Origin of the sequence: Flavobacterium laiguense, from assembly GCF_003097655.1 — a bacterium.
GTDB lineage: Bacteria > Bacteroidota > Bacteroidia > Flavobacteriales > Flavobacteriaceae > Flavobacterium > Flavobacterium laiguense.
This window is the reverse complement of the sequence record NZ_QCZH01000007.1, coordinates 40,490-64,604: the sequence shown is the minus strand read 5'-3', so window position 1 is coordinate 64,604 and position 24,115 is coordinate 40,490. Positions and strand designations below refer to the sequence as shown.

Sequence of the window (24,115 nt, the reverse complement as noted above, 5' to 3'; positions counted from 1 at the left end):
CTAATTAAAAATTAACGTTTAAACCTAACATATACGTTCTTGGTATTGGGTAGAAACCATAATCGATTCCACTTCCAATAGCGTCTCCTCTTGAAGCACCTGGGTCATACCCTTTGTATTTTGTAAAGGTGTATAGGTTATTTACCCCTGTATAGATTCTAAATTTAGTTATACCCGCTTTTGTTAAATAAGTAGGATCTATACTATACCCTAATTGCATGTTTTGAATACGTACAAAAGAAGCATCTTCTACAAAATAATCGGAAAAAACATTATTGGAAGTTGCGCTTGTAGTAACTCTTGGAACCGAATTACTAGTCCCCTCACCTGTCCATCTGTCCAAAACATAGTCTAAGTGATTGACATCAGACAAAGTTCTTTCATAATTACGAACCATATCATTTCCTACTGAGGCAAATGCATACGCTACAAAGTCAAAGTTTTTATATTCTAATTGTAGATTGAAACCCATAGTTGTTGCAGCTATTGGACTACCAATATCTGTTCTATCCGAAGTATTGATTACTCCATCGCCATTGATATCTACATAACGAATATCACCCGCTTGCGCTTCGGCACCTAATGCTACTTGAGAAGGTGCGGCATCTACTTCGGCTTGATTTTGAAAAACACCATTGGTTTTGTACCCAAAGAAATACCCAATTGGTTTTCCGACTTGCATTCTAGCAGGAGCAGGTTGTCCTACACCAAATGCACCACCTTCAATAAATCCAGTTCCATTATTTACTTCTGTTACTTCATTTTGAATGAAAGTCACATTATACCCTAAACTCAAAGTAAGTTTATTAGAAAAAGTATTTTTATAATCTATAGCAAACTCAACACCTGAATTCTTCACGGTTCCTGCATTGATGGTTGGAGATTTTGCCCCAGGAGCAGCAGCCCCTAATATACCCGAAACAGGAATATCTTTAATTAACAAATCCGCTCTGGTATCAATGAAATAATCCGCTACGATATTGATTTTGTTATCAAACATTTTCATATCAAGACCTACATCAAATTTTTGAGCCTGTTCCCATTTTAAATTTGGATTCGGAGTTTGTCCTGTAGCCAAACCATTGACTATAGTACCATCAAAAACATAAGTTGCTTCTCCATTTAATTGAGAAATGTATCCATTGTTTGGAATTTGATCGTTACCAAGAATTCCATAACTTCCTCTTAATTTCAAGAAATTCACAGTTCCTTCATTACCACCAAAGAATTTTTCATCCGAAACAATCCAACCGGCAGTCATCGACGGAAAGTAAGCGATTCTATTATTAGGTCCAAATTTTGTAGAAGAATCACGTCTTAACATGGCTGACAAAAGATATCTTCCTTTGTAATCGTATTGCGCTCTTGCAAAATAAGACAATCTTCTTTCGTCATAAGTGTAAGCAGAATTCGGAGCAGTAGTAGGCAAACCATTGGCCAAACTAATATCGGCATAATCCCATGAATTGTAAGGGACATCAAATCCAGTAGCCGAAAGTTGATTACCAAACTCTTTAAAAACAGTCATCCCAAGAGTTCCAACAACATTATGTTCTCCAATTTTCTTAGAGTAAGTACCGTAGGTATCAAAGGAATAATTATTATCGAATGTAGACTTTTGAGTGACAGAACTTCTGTTTACATCAAAAACTTTTCCTCCATAAGAAATTTGCTTGGCAAAAATTCTTTCTTGTGAGTTTTGAGTATTAAATCCTAAAGCACCAGACAAAACAAAAGCATCTGTAAACTTATAATCCAGACCAAAATTTCCATTCAGTTTTCTAAGCTCATATTCATTGTACGTATTTTCGATTTGCGCTAATGGATTGATGATTTCGATTCCCAACCCTGCTGTACTTGGCACCAAAGTATAGTCCCCATTACTGTCATAAGGACTTAGAGTAGAAGGTACATTCAAAGCGTTGAATAAAACAGACCCTAAACCGTTATCGTTTATGGTTTTTCTTTTTTGAAGAGTATAAATCGCATTTGTTTTCATTTTTAATTTATCCGTAACATCTGCACCTAATGAAATTCTGGCAGTGTTTCTTTCAAATCCTGATTTATCACCACCAATAATACCGTCTTGAGTTAAGTGAGAAGCACTTACTGCATAGGAAATTTTTTCAGACCCACCAGAAATAGACAAATCATAATTAATGATTGGTGCTGGATTAAAAATTTCTTTTTGCCAGTTGGTACCTTCCCCTAATCCTGAAACATTTGGATAAGGCAATACTTTTCCTCCATTGGCGTAGCTTTCGTTTAACAACAAAGCATATTCAGTAGCACTCAAAATAGGTAAGGTTCTACTAGTTTCTTGAATTCCGGTTGAAGAATTGAAAGAAATTTTAGCCTTAGAATTTCTTTTTCCAGTTTTGGTTGTAACCAGAATAATTCCATTAGCCCCAATCGTTCCATAAATAGCCGCTTGTGCATCTTTTAAAACAGTCAGTGATTCAATATCATTTGGACTTAAAAGACCCAATTCACCTTGATATCCATCTATAATAGCTATTGGTTTGTTTTCACCATTGGTAGAAATACCACGAATACGAACACTGATATCAGCACCTGGAGCGCCACCTACAGTAGTTACATTTACACCTGAAACTGTTCCCTGTAAAGCTTGTTCAATTTTAACAGGTCTAAGTGTTTCTATAGTTTTACTACTTACTACACTCACAGCTCCTGTTACTTGTTTTTTCTTTACACTTCCGTATCCAATTACAACAACTTCATTCAATGTTTTAGCTTCGTCATCTAATAGGATAACAATATTCGAATCCTCTGCTGCTAATTTATATTCTTTAGATTTAAAACCTACATAAGTAAAAACTAGAGTAGTTCCTGGCGAAATTCCTTTGAGTAAAAATTTACCATCAAAATCGGTAGAAGTTGTACTCCCAGAATTCTTGTCCGAGATATTTACACCATATAAGGGTAAGCCTGTACTTCGTTCTTTTACTGTTCCTGCGACATCCTTCTTTTGGGCAAATCCAAAAATAGAAAAAAGCAAAAAGATAATTAATAAATGATTTGACTTCATAATTCAAATGTTTTAGTTAGTGAATAACAAACTTATCAAGAAGGACTAAGAAATCGACAAAAACAACCTCAACAAAAAACATACAATTAAAAAATAATCGCACTTTATTACGAATATCTCACTCAACCCCCTTATAACAAGAGAATACAAAAATATTTATTTCGCACTACCCCATAAAAAAACCACAACTATCATGTTAATGTTGTGGTAATGTTGTGGTGATTTTTTTAAAAAAATAGTGACCTATACTTCCATGATATACTCTACAAGCCCTTGATCATGTGATAAATCCATTTTTTTACGCAAACGATATCTTTTAATCTCTACACTACGGACTGATATATTAAATAAAGGCGCCACTTCCTTGGAGGAAAGATTCAATCTTAGATAAGCACAGAGTCGCAAATCGTTTGGAGTAAGGGTTGGATGTACGAGTTTTATTCTTTTCAAAAAGTCTTTATCTGCATTATCGAAAGCTTCTTTAAAGACACTCCAAGAATCCTCCTCGGTAATATTTTTATTAATAGTACTTATTACCGATTTTATATTTGAGTTTCCATTTTCATTCGTTTTTTTCAAGTCTTCTTTTATAAAAGCCAACAGTTCGTTCTTACTATTTAAGCTCATCGTTGAAACAGCCAACTCCCTATTTTTGGAATCCATATCGAGAGAAAGCTTCGCATTCTTCAATTTCATAAGCTGTTGTTCATTCTCTAATTCTTGTATTTCCAGCAATAAATTATTTTCTTCAATCAGTTTTTCTCTCTGATTTCTATAATAATCCAAGTAGGCTTTATTGACAAAATGAGCCATTATCAAAAATAAGACAAAGTAAATAAATACAGCAAAATTAGTACTATACCAAGGTTTTGTCACTGTAAAATGATATACCGCACTATTTTGCAAAGTGTTATTGGCAAACTTAGCTCTCACTTTGAAAGTATATTCTCCTGGAGAAAGGTTTTTAAAACTCACTGTCGTTTTGGTACTCCATTCACTCCAATCCTCTTGAAAGCCTTTCAAAGAATATTGATACTCGGCATTAATGTATTTATTATACTCGGGCACAGTATAACCAAAAGCAAAATTATTAGTATCATAATCAAAAGCCCCTTCCTCAATTAAATTTCCATATATTGGTTTCTCATTTTGTTTGCTAACAGATACAGCAGTTATTGAAACAACATAATTTTTAAAACTCAAATCGTTTAAATTCATAGTATAAAAACCATCTGTAGTTCCTATTAGATAGGTAGAATTGGAAATTTGAGTAATATTTTCAAAACCCAACATCGAATTCGTCAAGGAAGCAGGAATTGGTATTATGTTTTTTTTGAGTTGATTACTCATTTTACTCAAAGAAAAATAATGAATATAATTCTTGGAAAATAGCCAAATCTTATTCGAATTATCTACAATCAATTTACCCGAGGTGTATTCGTCTTTTTCAAAAACTGAACTTAGCAAATTATCTTTTTCAAATTGTTTTGTTTTAGGATTCAATTTAAAAATCCCCTCTTTATTGGCATAATAAATGTCATTATTAAATTGTGTTAAACTGGCATTTTTTCCTTTTGTTGGAGAGGTATAAGTAATAAATTTATTTGTTTTCGTTAACTCTTTGTCTAATTGAAATCGAAAAACCCCTTTGTATTCATGACTTACGTATACTTCATATGAATTGGTTATTTCAAAATAACGGGAAGAATAGTCAAATCCTTTTATTTTATTTCTAAAAACCCACTGATTATTTATTTTCTCTAAAACAGAAATCCCATAATAATTACCTTGCATCAAGAGGTTTTCGTGCTGAGGTACTTTTTCAAATTTCCAAGTTCCAGATTTAGAAAAAATATTTCTAGCAACTGCATTTTCAATTATAAAAGTCCCTGAATCATGCCCACAAAAAAGTGTTCCTTTGTTTTCAAACAATGACCATACTTGCCCTTTGGTTCCATTTATAAATTTAAACCCTTCCTTACTATTGTAATTTTTATAAAACAAACCTTGATTAGTACCTACATACAGTTCCCCATCAAACAAGATTGATGTATAAACTGTACCCAAAACTCCAGTATCATCCGTATAACTCTGAATTGGTGATTGCAAATTAATACAATTGACACCATTGTCCAGTCCCACCCATATATTGTTATCCAAATCTTCAAACAGAGACAAGGCAGTATTATTACTTAAACCTTTATTTTGAGAAATATGGTATTTCAACTTTCCTTCTTTACTCAAAATGAAAACGCCATTTGAAACTGTTCCCACTACATAACTTCCATCCGATAGAATTATACTACTGTACACACTACTTGTTTCTATTTGAGAATCCGCTTCAGTAGTGAATTTTGAAACTGAATTACCCCCTACTTTATAGAATCCATTTAATTGAGTTTGGACAAGCAATCCTTCATTTATAGCAAAAACATTAATAATCCTATTTTTTATTAAAATGGGATTATTCGAAACTAAATGTGCTTTCCCTCTTTCTAATTCAAATAACCCTTCATTTATAGTTTGAAAATAAATAGAAGCCGAAGTACCATAAGATTTGGATATATTACTTTTGGGCGTAATTATTTTGAAAACTCCGGTCTTGGAATCATAAATATAAATACGGTTCAGAGATTGAAAAATAACCCATTGATCATAATTAAGGATATTCCAAAACTGTTCGTCATTGAGTATTTTGTTTTTTAAGGTTTTACTAAGTGAAGTGTAATTAAGCTTTCCGTTGGTCTGTCGCGTCCAAAAACCAAATTCCATGTAGCAACCAGTATAAATACGGTTATTTATCACTTTTACAGATCGAATAATAGTTTCATTTGGGGAAGGATACAATTGCCAATGTGCCCCATTAAATTCTAACAACCCTTCATTATTAGCAAAAAACACATATTTATTAGGGGATTGCGATATCATCCAGTTTTGATTTCCTGCTCCATAAAGGTTTGGAGAATATTTAATTATTGGGGGAAGCTCTTGCGAAAAAGCTATTGACAATATAAAAAATAACAGAAAGGTAGTTTTTGTTTTCAAAGAAGATATGGTATTTAGATTAGAAGATACTAATGAAAAACAAATCATTAGTACAGGTTAAATAATAATAATTCGGCACTAACTAAATTATTAAAAAACACAAATCACTAAACAAAAATAGGCTAAAAAACCAAATTTCGCATCTTATGCTCGGTATTTATTAAAGCAAAACTATTTAAATATTCATAAAAACAAAAAGCGCCCCGGATTTCCGAGACGCTCTTTATAACACAATGATTTTTAATTAAAAGAATCTTTAATTTGTTCTAAACCTCCAGGTCTTACCAATCGTTTCTCCTCCCTTGTCATCTTTGACTACAACTTTCCAAAAATATTCTTTAGAAGCAATAATACTGACATCAAGAGTTGAAGTAGCTTGATTTGCACCTACTTTTTCTGTTGGTGGATTGGCTGTTCCAAAATAGACATCATAAACTAGTTTGTCTTTTGTGTCTACATCTTTTGCAGTCCATTCTAGTTTTGCAGTAGTTGCATTCAAAACAGAATTTAATTCTGGCGACACAAGATCTGGTGAGAAAGGCAAATAATTGACCACACCATCTCCAGATGTATAAAAACTAAAAACAGTTGAATAACTACTAGACAGATTTTCATTATCCGTAGATTTTACTCTCCAATAGTAAGCTGTAGCTTTTTCTAAAGTAAAATTTTGATAGGTTGCAGAATTATCAGCCGTCATTACAATATGCGAAAAATCTTTATCCTTCGACACTTGAATTTTATAAATTATTGGATCATTATTAGAATCAATAGCCGAATTCCATTGAAAACTCACGGCGTTATTGGCACACAATTTATTGTTTGCAGGAGAAACTAATGTTGGCGTTGTAGGTGCTACATTTGGTGACTCTGCAGGCGCATCTTCATTTCCGCAAGAGATTAGAAAGGCGCTGGCGATTGATAGATATAAAAACTTTTTCATCTTTATTTTTTTATGATTTTTAAATAGGATGGAGTGTCTAAATATACTTTTGCAATATAAACTCCATCTGTTTGACCTTCAAGACTCAATTTTACAGTTCCATTTTCTAAAGGATAAGATTTGCTTGAAATAAACATAGAAGTCAAAGAATACAAATCGATAACAACCTCTTTTCTATTAGTTGGAATTGCAATTTCAAAACTTCCTGAAGTTGGATTTGGAAAAGCTGCAGAAGAATCTAGGATACCTTCAACATTTTTAACATAAGTACCTTCACATGGTTTAGCCGTTTTTACTTCTAATAAGCTTTCCTTATTTACATCTATTGTAAAAGTAGAGAAAGGAGTTTCAAATTGTTCTTCTCCATCTAAGTACACTTTGTAAGGAGCAGTTCCTTCGGTCATTACAACAGTCAATTTATTATACGATAATTTATTGATTTTTCCTGTTATAGTAGATCCTTTTGGAACTACAGCCGTAAAGCTTTGTGCAGAAGATTCTCCTTTAACCGAAATAGAAATAGTATACACTCCTGGAGCTAGATTAAAAACTCTTAAACTGTTAGTGGTAAACTCATAGCTCTTATCATTTATAACCGCTACATAAGTATGAGATTCTAAAGCTTTAATGTTAATTTCTCCATTTTTCTCACCCAAACAGGTTTCACCAGTTGTTTCAATGGTGAAATTATTTGATTTGAAATCACGAGTTACAGCAATACTTATTGTAGTATTACTACTTCCAGCTTCATTACTTCCCACAATTGTATAAGTAGTAGCAAGAATCATAACTGAGGGTGTACCACTAATTGTTGCAGTTGAAGCATCAAAACTCAACCCTGCAGGTAAAGCTGGACTAATTGTGTATCCATTTGCAGGTACTAAACCTCCTGTATTGGCAATTGTCAACGGATAAATAGACTTACCTAATGGATACGTTTGAGCCGCAACACCATAACTTAAAACTGGTGAAGTCGGAATCACAGCCATCATCATATCATCAAAATAATAGATTTTTTCTGCTCCCTGTTGTGCTCCCGTTGTACCAAAACCGAAGAAAATACTAGCTTTGTCATATTTATAAGCCAAATTTAATGCAGCTGTTCCCGTAACTGGTTTTGCAAAATCAAAAACAACAGTTTCCCATCCACTTGCTGTTGTTACAGCAGATTCTGTTTCTACAGTATGTGTATTATCGCCATGTTCTTCTACTTTTAATCGAATTATGGTTCCGGCATTTGGAGACCAAACACGAACACTCATTTTAGTGACTGTAGCAGTAAACGGAATAGCACTGCTGAAACCTAATCCAGCAGCTGCCGAAACGGTTGTTCCAGCCCATAATTCTGCAGTTGCAGATTTCACAACTTTAGCCACTTTGTTTGTTGCCAATGTTGGATCAACCACAATTGTAGAACCTTCAGCACCACCAAATCCTATTAATGAATAATCTACAGTAGCATCATCAAAAGAAACTGGCAAACTCATTTGCGTTAGAGTAAATTGTGTTACATCGTCAAAATAATAAGTCGAATTGGCACTTCCGTCTCCTACAGTTCCTAAATCAAATATGAAAACCATATAATCATTTAAGTTGTTTACACCGGCAACTCCTGTATAATCAAAAGTTAATTCTTCCCAAGTGTTTGCAACTGTTGTAGCCACTTCTTTTTCGAATGCAGCTCCAGCTCCTTCAAATTTTAATAAAAGTTTTTTACCAGCAACTGGCGACCAAACTTTTACTTTAAGTATTTTTTTTGTAGAAAAATCTACTGGAGAAGCCATTTTAATTTTGCTTCCTGCCCAAGGTTGTCCAGCACCTTTTACCATTTTTGCAACATTATTACTAGTGTTTATTCCAGATTTATCTGGATTAGCAATTTTTGTTGTAGCTCCACCATCAAAATCAACAAACGCATACGAAGCTGCCTCAAAATCTAAAGGAAGTGTTGCATCAGTAGTTACTGGAGGAGTAACAGTACCTTTTGAAAAGTAAAGATTATCAATATACACTGTTGTACCAGCCGTTGGAGAAACCATTTTCAATTGGAAAACAGTTGCCAAATTAATCGATGTGTAATCCGATAAATTAATATCAAAAGAATTCCATCCAGATAATGTAGGCGTTAAAGTTACTTTTTGTTCAACCGGTCCTGGGTTAATAAGATACACTTCAAAAGCAGTACAATCTGGCGACCATACATCCAAATGCAATTTTGTCATTGCAGACACATCTGTTGAACTAGCTAATGTTATTCCTTGATAATTGAAATTAGTATATTTTTTGGTTGCATTCCCTGCAATAGCAATATCAGTATGAACAGTAGATTGCCCCCAATTTGGATTAAAATCTGTTCCTGCTATATTCGTGTATGCATCACTAAAAAGAGAAATCACTTCGACTGCAGGTCGTGCAGCAGGTGTTGTAGCGGCTACAGTTGGCGCTGTTGCACCTGGAGGAGTTGTAGTTTTGGCTGAGAACGTTACATTGTCAAAATAACAAACATTTTCGGTAGTTCTAGCTTGGAAATCCAAAAAGAAAATAATTTTTACGATATCTATTGACTCTGCTTTACCAATATTTGCCGAGCAATCAAAAGTCAATTCTTCCCATTCATTGATTTTAGTATTTTTAACCTTAATCTCAGCTTGAGCTCCTCCACTAGCAATTGAAAATTTCAAACCGACATCACTAATAACAGATTTATAAACCATTATTTTCACTGTGCTGTTTGTAGCGTCCAAAGAAAATTTCCCAATACCGTTTGACTCACATCCAGCCCAAGGTGCTCCCGCAACAAGTGCAGTAAACTTCCCTACTGTAGCCGATGTGTTAATACCTGTAGCACTTGGATTGGCAGATTTTTCATATCCAACTCCAGTTGAATTTTCAAAAGATGCAAAAGTCCAATCCGATCCAAATTCACCAGTTTCGAATGTAATTGGTGCATTTAGTGACGATGGAACAACTACTGGCGCTTTATAAAAGTAAAGATTGTCAATATACACAGTTGTACCAGCCGTTGGAGAAACCATTTTCAATTGGAAAACAGTTGCCAAATTAATACTCGTATAATCCGATAAATTAATATCAAATGAATTCCATCCAGACAATGTTGGTGTTACAGTTACTTTTTGCTCAACCGGTCCTGGGTTAATAAGATACACTTCAAAAGCAGTACAATCTGGAGACCATACATCCAAATGCAATTTTGTCATTGCAGACACATCAGTTGAACCAGCTAATACTATTCCTTGATAATTGAAATTAGTATATTTTTTGGTTGCATTCCCTGCAATGGTAATATCGGAATGTACAGTTGATTGCCCCCAATTTGGGTTAAAATCTGTTCCTGCTATATTTGTATAAGCACCGCTAAAAAGGGATACAACATCAGTAGAGGCTAGAGCTCCTGGCGTAGGCGCAGCTGTCGTAGGTATCGTTGCTAAAGGCACGGCTGAGAAAGTAACATTGTCAAAATAACAAACGTTTTCAGTGGTTCTAGCTTGAAAATCCAAAAAGAAAATGATTTTTTCTATATCTATTGACTCTCCTTTTCCAATATTTGCAGAGCAGTCAAAAGTCAATTCTTCCCATTCATTTATTTTGGTGTTCGCTACTTTAATCTCTGCTTGAGCTCCGCCACTTGCTATTGAAAATTTTAAAGCTACATCACTAATAACTGATTTGTAGACCATTATTTTTACAATAGCATTTGACGCATTTAATGAGAACTTACCAATACCCGCTGACTCACATCCAGCCCAAGGTTGTCCAGCGACAAGAGCTGTAAACTTGCCCACGGTAGCAGAGGTATTTATTCCTGTAGCAAATGGGTTCACTACTTTTTCAAAGCCTATTCCCGTAGAATTTTCAAAAGACGCAAAAGACCAAGTAGATCCTTGCCCTCCTGTTTCAAAGGTTATAGGCGCATTTTGTGAAAATCCAAATGCATAAAGCATTAAGAAAATCAACGAAGTAAATTTTTTCATATAGTTTAGTTTTTAAGTTTCTCAAATTTAGGAATGAAACAAAAGAACCCTTAAAAAACCTAGTATGTAAAAACTATACCAATTAATAAAAAACAAAAAAACCTCTTGTAATCATAGGTATAGAGCAATTAAAAGCCAACTATATTGAGTTAACGTTAAAATGATTTTTTTCTAAATAATGGCAAAATGTTGTGGTAATGTATAGGTAATTACGAAAACGTTGCATTGAAAATAACTAAAATTATAACATAATAAAAACGATATTGACAGTTTTATCGATTTTATATTGAATTATCACAATTATACATTACGAAACAAAAATGATTACAAATGCAAAATAGACATTTTATAGGTTAATAAATTAATGATTTGATACTATCAGATTTTAATAATATAGTTTGAAAACACTATTTTTAACTATTATGTACAATTAATTCAACAGTTATAAAAAATTATTTTCATTGTAAACTAATTAAAATATTTATTTGATATAATATAAAGACAATGCCATTAAACTAATGAAATTGAAACTGGATATCACACATTAAAATTGGACTAAAAACTAATAATTGCATTAAATTCTTTAGCCATTTCCATAGTAAAATTAAGTACTTTTGTGAAAATTCATTTCAGTATGCCAATTGATATTTCCAAACTCGATCCGAAGAAAAACATCATTATAAAAGGAGCACAAGTACATAATTTAAAAAATGTAGATGTGGCCATTCCTAGAAATAAACTTGTGGTTATTACTGGGCTTTCGGGCTCTGGAAAATCAAGTTTAGCTTTTGACACTTTGTATGCAGAAGGACAACGCAGATATGTAGAAAGTTTGTCTTCCTATGCTAGACAATTCTTAGGTCGACTGGACAAACCAAAGGTAGAATACATCAAAGGAATTGCGCCGGCTATTGCCATAGAACAAAAGGTAAATACCACTAATGCGCGTTCTACTGTAGGAACATCAACCGAAATATACGATTACATTAAACTGTTATTTGCCAGAATCGGAAGAACGTATTCGCCAATTTCTGGACAAGAAGTCAAAAAAAACACAGTTACCGATGTGGTTACTGAAGTCAAAAAATTTGAACTAGACAGCAAATGGCTACTCCTTGCCCCTATTCATCTCGAAGAAGGGAGACAACTAGAAGACAAACTAAAAGTTTTGTTGCAACAAGGATTTGCAAGGATTTTGGTTAATAATGAAATGGTTCGTCTGGATGATTTTACTCCTGCAGAACAACATACTTTAGACCATAAAGACATTTTACTCATCATTGACAGGATTATAGTCAAAGATGAAGAAGAGTTCTACAATCGATTATCCGATGCTGTGCAAACTGCCTTTTTTGAGGGAAAAGGAATTTGTTATTTACAAGAATTAAATTCAGATAAAAGGTTATCGTTTTCCAATAATTTTGAATTGGATGGCATTACTTTCCTGGAACCCAATGTTCATTTATTTAGTTTCAACAATCCGTATGGCGCTTGTCCTGTTTGTGAAGGCTACGGAAATATTATAGGAATCGATGCCGAATTGGTCGTTCCAAACACTTCGTTATCTGTTTTTGAAAACGCTATTTTCCCTTGGCGTGGCGAAAGCATGGGTTGGTTTCGAGACGAATTGGTCAACCATGCCTATAAATTTGATTTTCCTATCCACAAACCTTTCTTTCAACTGACCGAAGAACAGAAAGACTTGATTTGGACCGGAAACAAATACTTTCAAGGACTGAATGACTTTTTTAAGGAACTCGAAGAGAAAAATTATAAGATTCAGAACAGAGTAATGCTTTCCCGATACAGAGGCAAAACCAAATGTCATGTCTGCAAAGGAAAACGCTTGAGAATCGAAGCTTCGTATGTGAAAATCAACGGTAAAACCGTATCTGATTTAGTTGATTTACCAATCAAGCATTTAGTTGAATTTTTCAAAAACATCAATTTAGATGAATATGAAAAACAAATCGCTAAACGATTATTAATAGAAATCAACAATAGACTATCCTTTTTAACTGAAGTCGGTTTGAATTATTTGACTTTAAACAGAAATTCAGCAACACTTTCCGGTGGAGAATCACAGCGTATCAATTTGGCCACTTCCCTTGGTAGCAGTCTGGTAGGATCTATGTACATTCTGGATGAGCCAAGTATTGGTTTGCACCCGAAAGACACTGAACGCTTAATAAAAGTGCTGATATCCCTACGTGATTTAGGCAATACCGTGATTGTAGTCGAACATGATGAAGACATTATGAAAGCGGCCGATATGATTATCGACATCGGTCCTGAAGCAGGAACACTGGGAGGAAATCTAGTGGCACAAGGAACGTATGACGAAATACTTAAATCAAGCTCACTAACCGCTCAATACTTGAATGGAAATCTAGAAATTGCTGTTCCAAAAAAGAGAAGACCTTTCAAAAATTTCATCGAAATAAAAGGTGCCAGAGAAAACAATTTACAAAATATAGATGTTACTTTTCCTCTTGATGTTTTAACAGTCATTACAGGAGTCTCGGGCAGTGGAAAAAGTACATTGGTCAAAAAAATTCTTTTTCCTGCCATGCAGAAAAAACTGGATAATGCAGGAGAAAAAGCAGGACAGTTTAGCGAGCTTTCCGGTTCATTTTCGCAAATCAAACACATTGAATACGTAGATCAAAACCCTATTGGTAGAAGCTCTCGATCCAATCCCGTAACGTATATCAAAGCCTACGATGATATTCGGGAATTGTATGCCAAAGAAAAACTTTCTAAAATAAGAGGGTATCAAGCCAAGCATTTCTCTTTTAATGTCGATGGCGGTCGATGTGAAACCTGTAAAGGGGAAGGATCCATAAATGTAGAAATGGTTTTCATGGCCGATGTACAATTGCCTTGTGAAACCTGCAACGGAAAACGTTTCAAAAAAGAAGTTTTAGAAGTAGCTTTTGATGGCAAAAACATACATGACATTCTAACAATGACTATCGATGATTCTATAGCATTCTTCGAAAAAAACAAACAAACAAAAATTATTCAAAAACTACAGCCCTTACAAGATGTAGGTTTAGGCTACGTACAATTGGGACAATCCTCATCGACACTATCCGGAGGGGAAGCACAACGTATCAAACTCGCTTCGTTTTTAGTAAAAGGAGCCACCAAAGAGAAAGCACTTTTTGTATTTGACGAACCTACAACAGGATTGCATTTTCATGACATCAAAAAACTTTTGAAGTCCTTTGATGCCTTGATAGAAAAAGGGCATTCCATACTCGTAATAGAACACAATCTTGACTTAATAAAATGTGCCGACTGGGTAATTGATTTAGGACCAGAAGGAGGCGAAAATGGTGGTCAGTTATTAGCTGTAGGAACCCCTGAAGAAATTGTAAAAAACAAAAAATCGATTACAGCAAAATATTTAAAAGAAAAGTTATAACCGAATTCGTTTCAATTATTTTAAAATTAAAAAGCCACGACCCAATTGGTATTGAGACGTGGCTTTTTATTATATATTATTCGATAAACTAAATCAATCAACCCCTATAACAATTTTGTTCAAAAACGTTACCTTCTTCATCTATTGCAATTAAAATTTGTTTTGCTTTAGATGAAACCTGCGACAAATACAACCATGGCAAAAGCCATATCCCAAGGGTAGCACAAGTAACCAAGAAATTAAGTCGATGATCAACTTTTATTCCTTCTTTTACTAATACCGTAAAAGGGTATTTGTCATTTCTCTCTACAATTACAAAACCGTTTTGAATTTTGTTGGAGATGGAATTAGTAAAATGATTTAAATTCTTTTGATCGGTAAATTGGTGTTTTGACATTTTGGTGATTTTTATATAAAAACATAAAGAGTAAAATCGATTTTCAATTTTACTTACTAATATTCAACCCATATAAACTATCTTTCTTGAACAAAATACGTAAAAAAAACCATCAAAAGCAAATTACACAGATAAACTACATTTTAAATTTATTTTTTTACTAATTTTCTTATTATTTTAGAAATAAACCAGATAAAATTGAAACTAATAAAGGTTCACACTTCAAGTTTTATACATAATCCCCCAAAAAAAAACTACATTTCGAAAATAATCGAAATGTAGTTTCATTAATACTAGAACACTTTTATAGAATCTAAAATGTATTATCCCATGTAGCAATTCTCTTCAAAAACATTGCCGTCTTCATCAATTGCGATCAATATTTTTTTTGTTTTAGAGGATACCTGAGATAAATACAACCATGGTAATGACCACATTCCAAGAGTAGCACAACAAACAAAAAAGTTTAAAAAATGATTTACTTTTTTACCTTCTTTTACCAAAATAGTAAATGGCATTTTTTCATTTCTTTCAACAATTACAAAGCCATTATTAATTTTATCAGCAATAGTATTTGTAAACTTATTTAATTTTTCCTGATTAATAAATTGATTCTTTATCATTTAGGTTTTTATTTGATTATGATTTCACAAAATCTATTAGAATATTGCAAAATTACATCCAACAAACAGAATGCACAATACCCACTTTTAGTGATATTCAAAATCATTAAAACCTAAATAACTGAAAACAAATAAGTTACGAGTTATTTAAAAAACTAAAAACACAAATAATCGTCAAAAAACATACGTCTTTATAATTATAAGACATATACTTACAAAAAATATGTTAAAATATTTAATAACCCAATAAAAACGGGCCTATTTATCTAGTAAATCATTTTTTTGTGATATCCACATTAAAGGAAGGCGATTTATATTCGGAATCTAAATAATCATTGGGTGTGGTCGTTTTATTCCCATCGCGAATCGCATTGAAGTGGGGAGACATAATTTCGAGTCCCGCTTCATTGAAACAATCCTGGATATTTTGATGCAGTTTTGAATAAATTAAAGGCTGTTGAGTTGGCTGCTTGGTATACCCGTTAATTTCATACGAAACATAAAAATCATCAAGACTAGTCTGCAATACAAATGGACCTGGGATTGATTCTAACAATTCCGTCCTTGAAGCAGCCTTAATAAGGGCTTTATGAACTTCTTTCCAATCAGCATCATAGCCTATCGTAACTGTTGTATGAATAACCAAACCATTTGAATTCTCTTTTGTATTTGATGAATAATTTATGGACGAACTGGATAAAACTGTTGCATTAGGAATCGTAATATCTTCAAATTTAGAAGTTCGAATCCTAGTAACCAATGCCGTTTTTTCGAGTACAGTTCCGCTTACATCTCCAATTTTTATAAAATCACCTATTTTAAAAGGGCGCATATACGTAATTACCAACCCAGCAATCATGTTGGCTATAGCATTAGAAGAACCTAAAGAAAATAAAATTCCGATAAAAACAGAAACTCCTTGAAAAATAGGAGAATTAGATCCCGGCAAATACGGAAAGATGATTACCACCATAAAAGCATACAGCAAAATCTTAATGATATTAAAAGTCGGTATAGCCCAATCACTATAAAAACCATCTATTTTAATTTGTCCTTTATGTATTTCATCTACAAAAAACTTAATTGCTTTTATGAGGTAGACAAACAGTAATACTATTACAATAATTGAAAATAAATTAGGCAAGAAATGAACAAATCCCATCAATGCAGATTTAGCCGGAGAAAAAATCCATTTTAGAAGTATGGATGCATAATGCTTTGTGGCTGGAAAAACACTAAAAAGTACGGGTAATGAAATATAAAGTACAAATACTAAGACAACAATTCGGATTATATTAATTATTCGTAAAACAAATTCTAGCTGTTTATCAGGAGAAAAGACATACGCTTCCTTTACTTTAAGGCCTGTTATATGTTTTTCTTTATTTTTGATTACATACAATTTTAGCCATCTGAATAATCTATTGATTATCCATACAATCAAAATAATCATAGTCAGAAGCAGAGCCGCCAATCCTATGCGTTTCAACCAATTTCCCTCTGAATTATATTCTTGTTGATAGAGTATGGCTTTATTAATTATAGAACGATTTTTTTGAGCCAAAGAAAAACTGTTATCTCCCACCACTTTGGCATCTAATTCTGTAATTGACATAATTATAAAATCTCTTTTATAAATAATATCAACACTTCCATCCGATGCGCTTACAACCAACGAATCGGGAATATAGAATGAATCTTTATAAAGCAAATTAATTCTGTCGGCTATTGCAGTAGCTCGATTTTCGGCTTTAAATGATCCTATTTTATTGTATATAAAAAAAAGAGTGTCTTTGAAAGGTGCAACAGGGTACCCAATTAATTCTTTCTTTTTTTTCGAGAGTATTTGGCTTTCTGACTTAACCGTTTCAACTATAGTTTTCTCATTGCCATTAACTTGAGAAAATAACACCGTTGAACACAAAAGAAATAAAAACAGTAGGACTATACTTTTAAACTTTTTCATCTTTTTATATTTAATTACTTAGTATAAAAGCGCTTTAAATCAAATTAAAAAAAGCGTCTATACTAACAAATATAAATATAAAAAGATGAAAAATTTTTAAAATAAGTGCATCAAAAATTCAAAATGAAATTATTTCGTTGCTTATCTTATGAATTTCTTAATCAATTTATCAAGAACTTGATTAATCTCTACAGAAATCACAAACTTATAATTGGCATAAATATACACTACCGTCACTAAAAATGACTTTAATACAATCCCAACAATAGGATGAAAAGGAAATTGCCAAAAGTAAAACAACAAAAATACTATAAACGTAATTCCAAGAGAATGCAACGTTTGATTGGTAAATGGATACAAATGTAGTTTCTTAACAACGAATAATAATTTGGCCAAACTATATAAAGTGATAGACAATAAAGTCGCAAATGCCGAACCTATAATCCCATAAATAGGAATAAAAATCATATTTAAGCCAACTGTCAAAGCGACTAACGCAACACCTAAAAACAAAACGGTTCTGTAATATTTTGTATTAAAAATAATGGCATTATTATTCCCTAAAATCAAGTCAAAATACTTGGATAGACCTATCATAAAAACTACCATGATACCGCCACTGTACTCTTTTGGCACCATTTCATACAACTGATTGATATTGACAAAAATACAAAGCATCACAAACCCCCCAACCATTTGAAGATTAATGGATGTTTTTTTATACAAACTATTCAACTCATCATGCTTATTTTCATGCATCAATTTTGCCGTAATGGGATATACAATTTGATGCATCGCACGACTGGGTACTGATATTACCAAAGCGATATATGTTGCTACAGAATAGAATGCAATATTCTCAATTTTCATGTACTGATTCAAAATCATTTTATCCCCATCCAAAAGTAAATTGGCTACGCTTCCCGATAAAATAATATAAAACGTATATATCAATATTTCTTTGGTGTTCGCAGGTATAGTAAACTGAAAAGTAGGCTTCTGAATCCTAAAGGCATAAAACATCGTAACTAAAAATGCTAAAATATACAAGACTGCTGTGGCATAAACAAATCCCTCCACCGTGAGCCACTTGTAATACACCCCAAGTAATAAAACCAAAGAAAACAATCGTAACCCCACTTCCTTTATAAAGTTCCCAAAAACAGAATGCATGTGTACTCTTGCCCAAGCGTAAAATATTTCGAAATAAGCCATGCTTAATCCGATAATCGGTATCAGCCAAATATAATTTTTTACTATTGCATTTTCTTTAGATAAAAAGAATACTATTTCATCATAAAAAAAAAGTCCTAACAATAAAAAAGGAATGATTGATAATAAAGGGAATAATACCGTAAAAGACAAAAAACGGGATCTCTCTTCGTTAGTATTATATTGCGAATAGTATTTCACCAAAGTGTTTTGCATACCAATAGCAAACAACGGCATAATAACATTGGCGCAAGACGTGACATAATTCGTTAAACCATAGAACGTAGCTCCCAAAAAAACAGGATATAAATAAATGGTATTTATACCGCCAATGGCAAAACCGATATAGGTGATTATTGTGTTTTTTAAAGACTGATTTAAGACTATGCCCATTAATAGGAGTTTAAAAGTTTAAGGTTTAAAAAAGTTTAAAGTTGGAATACCTTAAATTTTCGAATGAATCAACTGTGCCAACTGTTTGGTCAGATTTTTTCTGGAATATTTTTGCAAACCTACACCATAGGATTGTAAATTACCTTCTAAAAACTGGTTATAATATTTTAAAATTAAAGTTTTCAATTTCAATTTCTCAGTATAGTCAAAAAATACTCCTGTGTTGGTTTCTGTAATAATTTCGGCAAAATCAGAATCGGCTGGACCAATGGCAATAATAGGTCGATTTGAAACCATATATTCGAATAATTTTCCAGGTATTATACTTTTGGTTTCCTCCGAATTAATTTCGATCAGCAACAAAACCTGTGAATTCCTTTGATGTGCTACGGCTTCTGAATGCGACACATAACCTAAATTATTCAAATAGGAATTTAACCCAAATTGCGAAATGGTTTCTAATACTTCTTGACTAACCGCCCCTATCAATTTGATTTCTAAATGAGACTTAAAATCTGGAACTTCATCCAACAATTCAACCAAACTTTCCCATAAAATAGCTGGATTTCTTTCCGAAAGAAAAGAACCAATATGCGCCAAACTAAACTTTGTATCCAGACTTAACTTTGCTACTTGCTCCGTATCATACCCATTGGTTATAACCGCAATAGGTTTATTGGTAATATCTTCAAATTCGGTTTTGGTCGTTTTACTGGTCACAATAATAGTATCTGCGGTATTGAGAACCTGATATTCTAATGCTTTGTGTTTTCTCGCAGCTCCCGTGGATAGTTTCAGTGATTTGTGGTATCCAATGGTGGTCCAAGGATCCCGAAAATCAGCAAACCAAGTAAGATTTAGTTTTTGTTTTAAACTTAAACCAATTAAATGCAAACTGTGCGGTGGCCCAGAGGTAACAATGGTATCGATATTATTTTCTACTATATATTTTTCCAAATAGGAAACCGATGGTTTTACCCAATACACCCGTGCATCGGGAATAAATAAGTTTCCTCTAATCCACAACAATGTTTTATCGAGAAAAGATTGTTTCTTTTGATTTGGAATGATCCCAGAACTAATTTTTTTGGTTTTATTTTTAGAAAAAAACGATGCTAATTGATAAGGTTCAAAAATTTTGTTTTTTAAGATAATCGCTTTCTCCGAAACTTCCTTTTCTAAATTGGCATCAATGATTGGATACGTTGGATTTTCTGGTATATAAACAATGGGCTGAATATCGAAATCCGGCAAATATTTTACAAACTTAAGCCAACGCTGAACACCTGGCCCACCTGCTGGCGGCCAATAATACGTTATAATGAGGATTTTTTTTGAGTTCAATTTAATAATTATAGATTGTGAATTGACAACAAGAAATTTGGGCAAAGTAGTGTTGCACAAACTCTAAATCAAAACTATTTTCTGTGTGTTTTTTTTAATTGTCCAGCGCAATGTTGGACAGTTTATAGTTTATACATTATCTTTATTTAATTTTTCGAGTTCTTCAATGTCTAAAATATCTTTGGGTCTGTTTGTGGCTCTCTTAGCAATTATCAGATTGTCATAATCAATAAATTTCACAGGAATATCTTCAATCATTACAATTTTAGCAGCGTCAAATAATTCCTTAAATGTTTTATCTTCCAAACCTTTTACACTTGACATAACATCTAATCTCATCCCATAATTCAAGGTAAAATCAGTCCAATCAGGAATAAACTGCATCGTTTCAATAGATTCAAAATCACCTAACCCAATTTTAATAAAAGCATTCCGAAGATTAATTCTATTCTCTAAACTATCATCGATATAAATATCTATATCCCCAGTATTCCTATTATATCCGTATACATTTACTGCAAAACCTCCAATAGTAATATACTTGACATTGTATTGAAAAAAATATCTCCAAATATCAATTATTTGTTGGTTCATTTCTTATTATTTGATTTTGATTTTTAGCAGCATTTCTCATCATATATGAAACTTCAATAATCGCAAATAATCGTTCTAATCGCTCAACATAAGAAAGCGATTTAATTTCGGCTATTCGTCTAGCTTCTAAAACTTCCGGAGAACCATGATTTAAAATACTTTTTTCCATCACTTGTATTTTGATTTACATTAAACAAAGTTACGAAATAATACTACCAAAATCTATTGTTTGACCGTCCCTTGTTTCTTTCTCTCAGAGTACAATCCTCCTACTAAAAGCAATAACATTCCAACACAACTAACTAATGTAATTGCACTTCCTGTTTTTACAACCTGGGGATCAAACTTGAACTCGATACTGTGTTTTCCTGCTGGAACCACAATCGCTCTCAAAGCATAATCAGCTCTCATAATAGGTGTTTCTTTACCATCTACAAGCGCTTTCCATCCCTTTTCATAATACATTTCAGAGAAGACAGCCAAACCTTCTTTAGAATTGGTTGAAGTATATTTTAGATTATTTGGTTTATAGGTATCTAAAATTATGGTTGCCGAACTGTCTTTGGCGAAAGCCTTACTTTTAATAGTTAAAAATTCATTTACATTAATAACAGCCACCTCTTTAGAATTTAATTTATCCAAAGCTTTCATCTCATCATCCGAATTTTTTACCAATTCTACTTGACTAACAAACCAAGCATTTCCATTGGCATCCTCATTGATAATTGGGTATTCTTTCCCTTCTTTATCCGTTTGAATTACATACTTAACATTCAGCATGTTAAGAACTTCAGTATTATTTTTGGCAATTTGATAATCAAACAATTGTTGTATTCTTTGAGGTTTTACCGCACTATATCCACCAATAGCTTTATGAAAATAAGATGTTCTAGCTTGCATCAAACCTTGTACATCAAAGACACGGTAATTGGTTGGGTCTTTTAGAATTTCAGTATCAGCGGGTGTTTCTTGAAAAGGCACTTCAACATCTCTAGCATTTACAAAATCTTTGTTGGACACATAATTCTTATCCACAAAAAACAAATCGGAAACCATAAATAAACCAACCAAAATGATAGCCGTATTTTGAGCTATTCTATTTTTAACAAACAACCATAAAGTCCCTGCGGCAATTAGAATAAAAAATCCTGAACGCAATAAATCGGCACTATACAACGATTTTCTGTCGGCTTTTAAGGCATCTACAAAACTAGGTCCATAACTTTCAAGGAAATAACTGTCGCTGCCTCCCGAAAAGCTGAATAGACTTTTAGATAAAAACAGAACCAAAATTAGTCCAAGGCCTACTGCTCCCGATTGCAACAACGGTTTTAACTGTTTTTCTTTTTCTAATTTAAAAAAAGATTGCAAGCCCATAATCGCGAGAACAGGAAAGCACAATTCAAGAATAACTTGAATCGAGGATACCGCTCTAAACTTATTGTACATAGGAATATAATCAATACAAAAATCTGTCAATGCAGGGAAGTTTTTTCCCCAAGAAAGAATTAAGGACACGAATGCACCTCCTAGGAATGCGTATTTAATTTTTCTTTCATCTATAAACAAAGCCAAAATCCCCAAAAAGAAAACCACGGCTCCTATATAAGCAGGTGCAGACACAATAGGTTGATCTCCCCAATAGGTTGGCATACCTGATACAAAATCAGTTGCCTGAGCTTCTGGCACACCTTGTGAAATCATAAAATCAAACATACTACTGTCTGTCCCAACCTTTTCATTATTGGAACCTCCAAAAAGTCTAGGCGCAATCAGGTTAAAACTTTCGGCAATACCATAACTATATTCTGTGATATAATCACGAGACATAGCCACATCAGTAGTTCTTTTGGTTCCATCGGGATTAAAGCTTAAATTGCTTTTCCCACGAGTGCTAAAATTAGCGTATTCGGCTGTAGCCAATAAGTTAGTGGCATTGGCACCAATGGCAAAAATTCCGGCAATGAAAAGCGTTCCTACAGCATACAAAAGGGTTTTATATTCTTTTGTTTTGATTCCTTCGTAAATAAAACAACCGGAAAGAATCAATAAAAAAATCAATAAATAATAAGTCATTTGAAAGTGATTGGCATTTACTTCTAATGCAACCGCAAACATGGTGAGCAATCCTCCCCAAATGTATTTTTTTTGAAAAACCAAAACAAAACCAGCAATCACAAGTGGCATATAGGCAATGGCATGAGCTTTGGCATTGTGACCCACTCCAAGAATAATAATTAAATAGGTTGAAAATCCAAAAGCCAAAGCGCCAAAAAAGGCTTTTAGCGGGTCAGCTTTTAAAACCAACAATAAACCATAAAAACCAAGAAAATAAAGGAATAAATAATCGGCCGGACGTGGTAAAAATCGTAATAGATCATCAATTGCGCCAATATAATCGTGAGGATATTTGGCTCCCAATTGATACGTTGGCATTCCTCCAAAGGCAGAGTTTGTCCAATAAGGCTCTTCCTGATGGGTCGCTCTAAAATCATTTTGCTCTTTGGCCATACCCGTGTATTGGGCAATATCCGATTGAAAAATTTGTTTTCCTTGTAAAACAGGGAAGAAATAAAGTGTTGAGATGAATACAAAACCTAGAATGGCTAGTGCGTGCGGAAAGAACTTTTGAAGTTGCTTCATTAATATGATTTTAGAGTTTAGATTTTAGATTTAGGATTAACGATTTTTGAATTCAGATTTCAGTCCCAAATCTTCGGGAGATATTTTAGATTAGCAATATAAGGATTAATAGTTTTAGATTTCGTGATTGCAACTACATTGTCATCTTCAGGAGGCCACATCTAAAAATCAAAAATCGTTAATCCTCAATCATAAATCACTACTCTATCTCTACGTAATCTACATAATCCCCCACTTTTTTGGTTTCGCGAGGATTTTTACTATTCGCAGTGTCGATTATTATTTCATCCTTATTGGATGTTTTATTCCAAGTCGTATTCTGATACGGCTGTTGTTGCTGCTGAAAATTTTGCCCTGCTTTTTCCACCACCTTTTTAACTAATAAAGGCAAAAACAATCGAGCCAAAAATTTAAAAATATAATAGAAAGCGATCATGTAAAATATCGCTTTTATAAAACCCGAAAAAGAGGCTGTTTGCATAAT

At 33.2% G+C, this 24,115-nt stretch carries 14 protein-coding genes; 1 reads left to right on the top strand and 13 read right to left on the bottom strand.

Annotated elements, in window-relative coordinates; genetic code table 11:
- Window positions 1–4: 4 nt before the first annotated feature.
- From DB891_RS08485 to DB891_RS08470, 4 genes are all read right to left on the bottom strand, one after another.
- The gene (locus DB891_RS08485; RefSeq protein ID WP_116762508.1) at window positions 5–3,049 is read right to left on the bottom strand and encodes a SusC/RagA family TonB-linked outer membrane protein; all 3,045 of its coding nucleotides are present in this window, start codon (window positions 3,047–3,049) and stop codon (window positions 5–7) included.
- Between the two features lie 243 nt (window positions 3,050–3,292).
- A complete protein-coding gene (locus DB891_RS08480) occupies window positions 3,293–6,094 on the bottom strand; it encodes a triple tyrosine motif-containing protein (protein ID WP_223256073.1) in 2,802 nt (933 codons plus the stop codon).
- Window positions 6,095–6,350: 256 nt separating this feature from the next.
- Complete coding sequence (locus tag DB891_RS08475; protein ID WP_116762504.1) at window positions 6,351–7,037, bottom strand: glycoside hydrolase family 78 protein; 687 nt, start codon at window positions 7,035–7,037, stop codon at window positions 6,351–6,353.
- Between the two features lie 2 nt (window positions 7,038–7,039).
- Window positions 7,040–11,029, bottom strand: coding sequence for a putative Ig domain-containing protein (locus DB891_RS08470; protein WP_116762502.1), 3,990 nt, complete (start codon window positions 11,027–11,029; stop codon window positions 7,040–7,042).
- Window positions 11,030–11,663: 634 nt separating this feature from the next.
- Here DB891_RS08470 and uvrA point away from each other — a divergent pair.
- Window positions 11,664–14,459 carry an excinuclease ABC subunit UvrA gene (gene uvrA, locus DB891_RS08465; RefSeq protein WP_116762500.1) on the top strand — a complete coding sequence of 932 codons (2,796 nt, stop codon included), beginning with the start codon at window positions 11,664–11,666 and terminating at the stop codon, window positions 14,457–14,459.
- A 97-nt stretch (window positions 14,460–14,556) separates the two neighbouring features.
- Here the strand turns inward: uvrA and DB891_RS08460 are convergent, their stop codons facing one another.
- From DB891_RS08460 to DB891_RS08420, 9 genes are all read right to left on the bottom strand, one after another.
- Window positions 14,557–14,856, bottom strand: a complete 300-nt coding sequence (locus DB891_RS08460) for a hypothetical protein (RefSeq protein ID WP_116762499.1) — start codon at window positions 14,854–14,856, stop codon at window positions 14,557–14,559.
- A gap of 323 nt (window positions 14,857–15,179) precedes the next feature.
- A complete protein-coding gene (locus DB891_RS08455) occupies window positions 15,180–15,479 on the bottom strand; it encodes a hypothetical protein (protein ID WP_116762497.1) in 300 nt (99 codons plus the stop codon).
- Window positions 15,480–15,753: 274 nt separating this feature from the next.
- Complete coding sequence (locus DB891_RS08450) at window positions 15,754–17,445, bottom strand: mechanosensitive ion channel family protein (RefSeq protein WP_116762495.1); 1,692 nt, start codon at window positions 17,443–17,445, stop codon at window positions 15,754–15,756.
- A 141-nt stretch (window positions 17,446–17,586) separates the two neighbouring features.
- The gene (locus DB891_RS08445; protein WP_116762493.1) at window positions 17,587–19,050 is read right to left on the bottom strand and encodes a lipopolysaccharide biosynthesis protein; all 1,464 of its coding nucleotides are present in this window, start codon (window positions 19,048–19,050) and stop codon (window positions 17,587–17,589) included.
- Window positions 19,051–19,101: 51 nt separating this feature from the next.
- A complete protein-coding gene (locus tag DB891_RS08440; protein ID WP_116762699.1) occupies window positions 19,102–20,394 on the bottom strand; it encodes a glycosyltransferase family 4 protein in 1,293 nt (430 codons plus the stop codon).
- Window positions 20,395–20,523: 129 nt separating this feature from the next.
- Window positions 20,524–20,988 (bottom strand): hypothetical protein, encoded by a 465-nt coding sequence (locus DB891_RS08435; protein WP_116762491.1) that lies wholly within the window; start codon window positions 20,986–20,988, stop codon window positions 20,524–20,526.
- Window positions 20,969–21,157, bottom strand: coding sequence for a hypothetical protein (locus DB891_RS08430; protein WP_116762489.1), 189 nt, complete (start codon window positions 21,155–21,157; stop codon window positions 20,969–20,971). Before DB891_RS08430 ends, DB891_RS08435 begins: the two co-directional genes overlap by 20 nt.
- Window positions 21,158–21,210: 53 nt before the next feature.
- Window positions 21,211–23,631, bottom strand: coding sequence for a YfhO family protein (locus DB891_RS08425; RefSeq protein WP_116762487.1), 2,421 nt, complete (start codon window positions 23,629–23,631; stop codon window positions 21,211–21,213).
- Between the two features lie 199 nt (window positions 23,632–23,830).
- Complete coding sequence (locus DB891_RS08420) at window positions 23,831–24,112, bottom strand: DUF4834 family protein (protein WP_116762697.1); 282 nt, start codon at window positions 24,110–24,112, stop codon at window positions 23,831–23,833.
- Window positions 24,113–24,115: the final 3 nt, after the last annotated feature.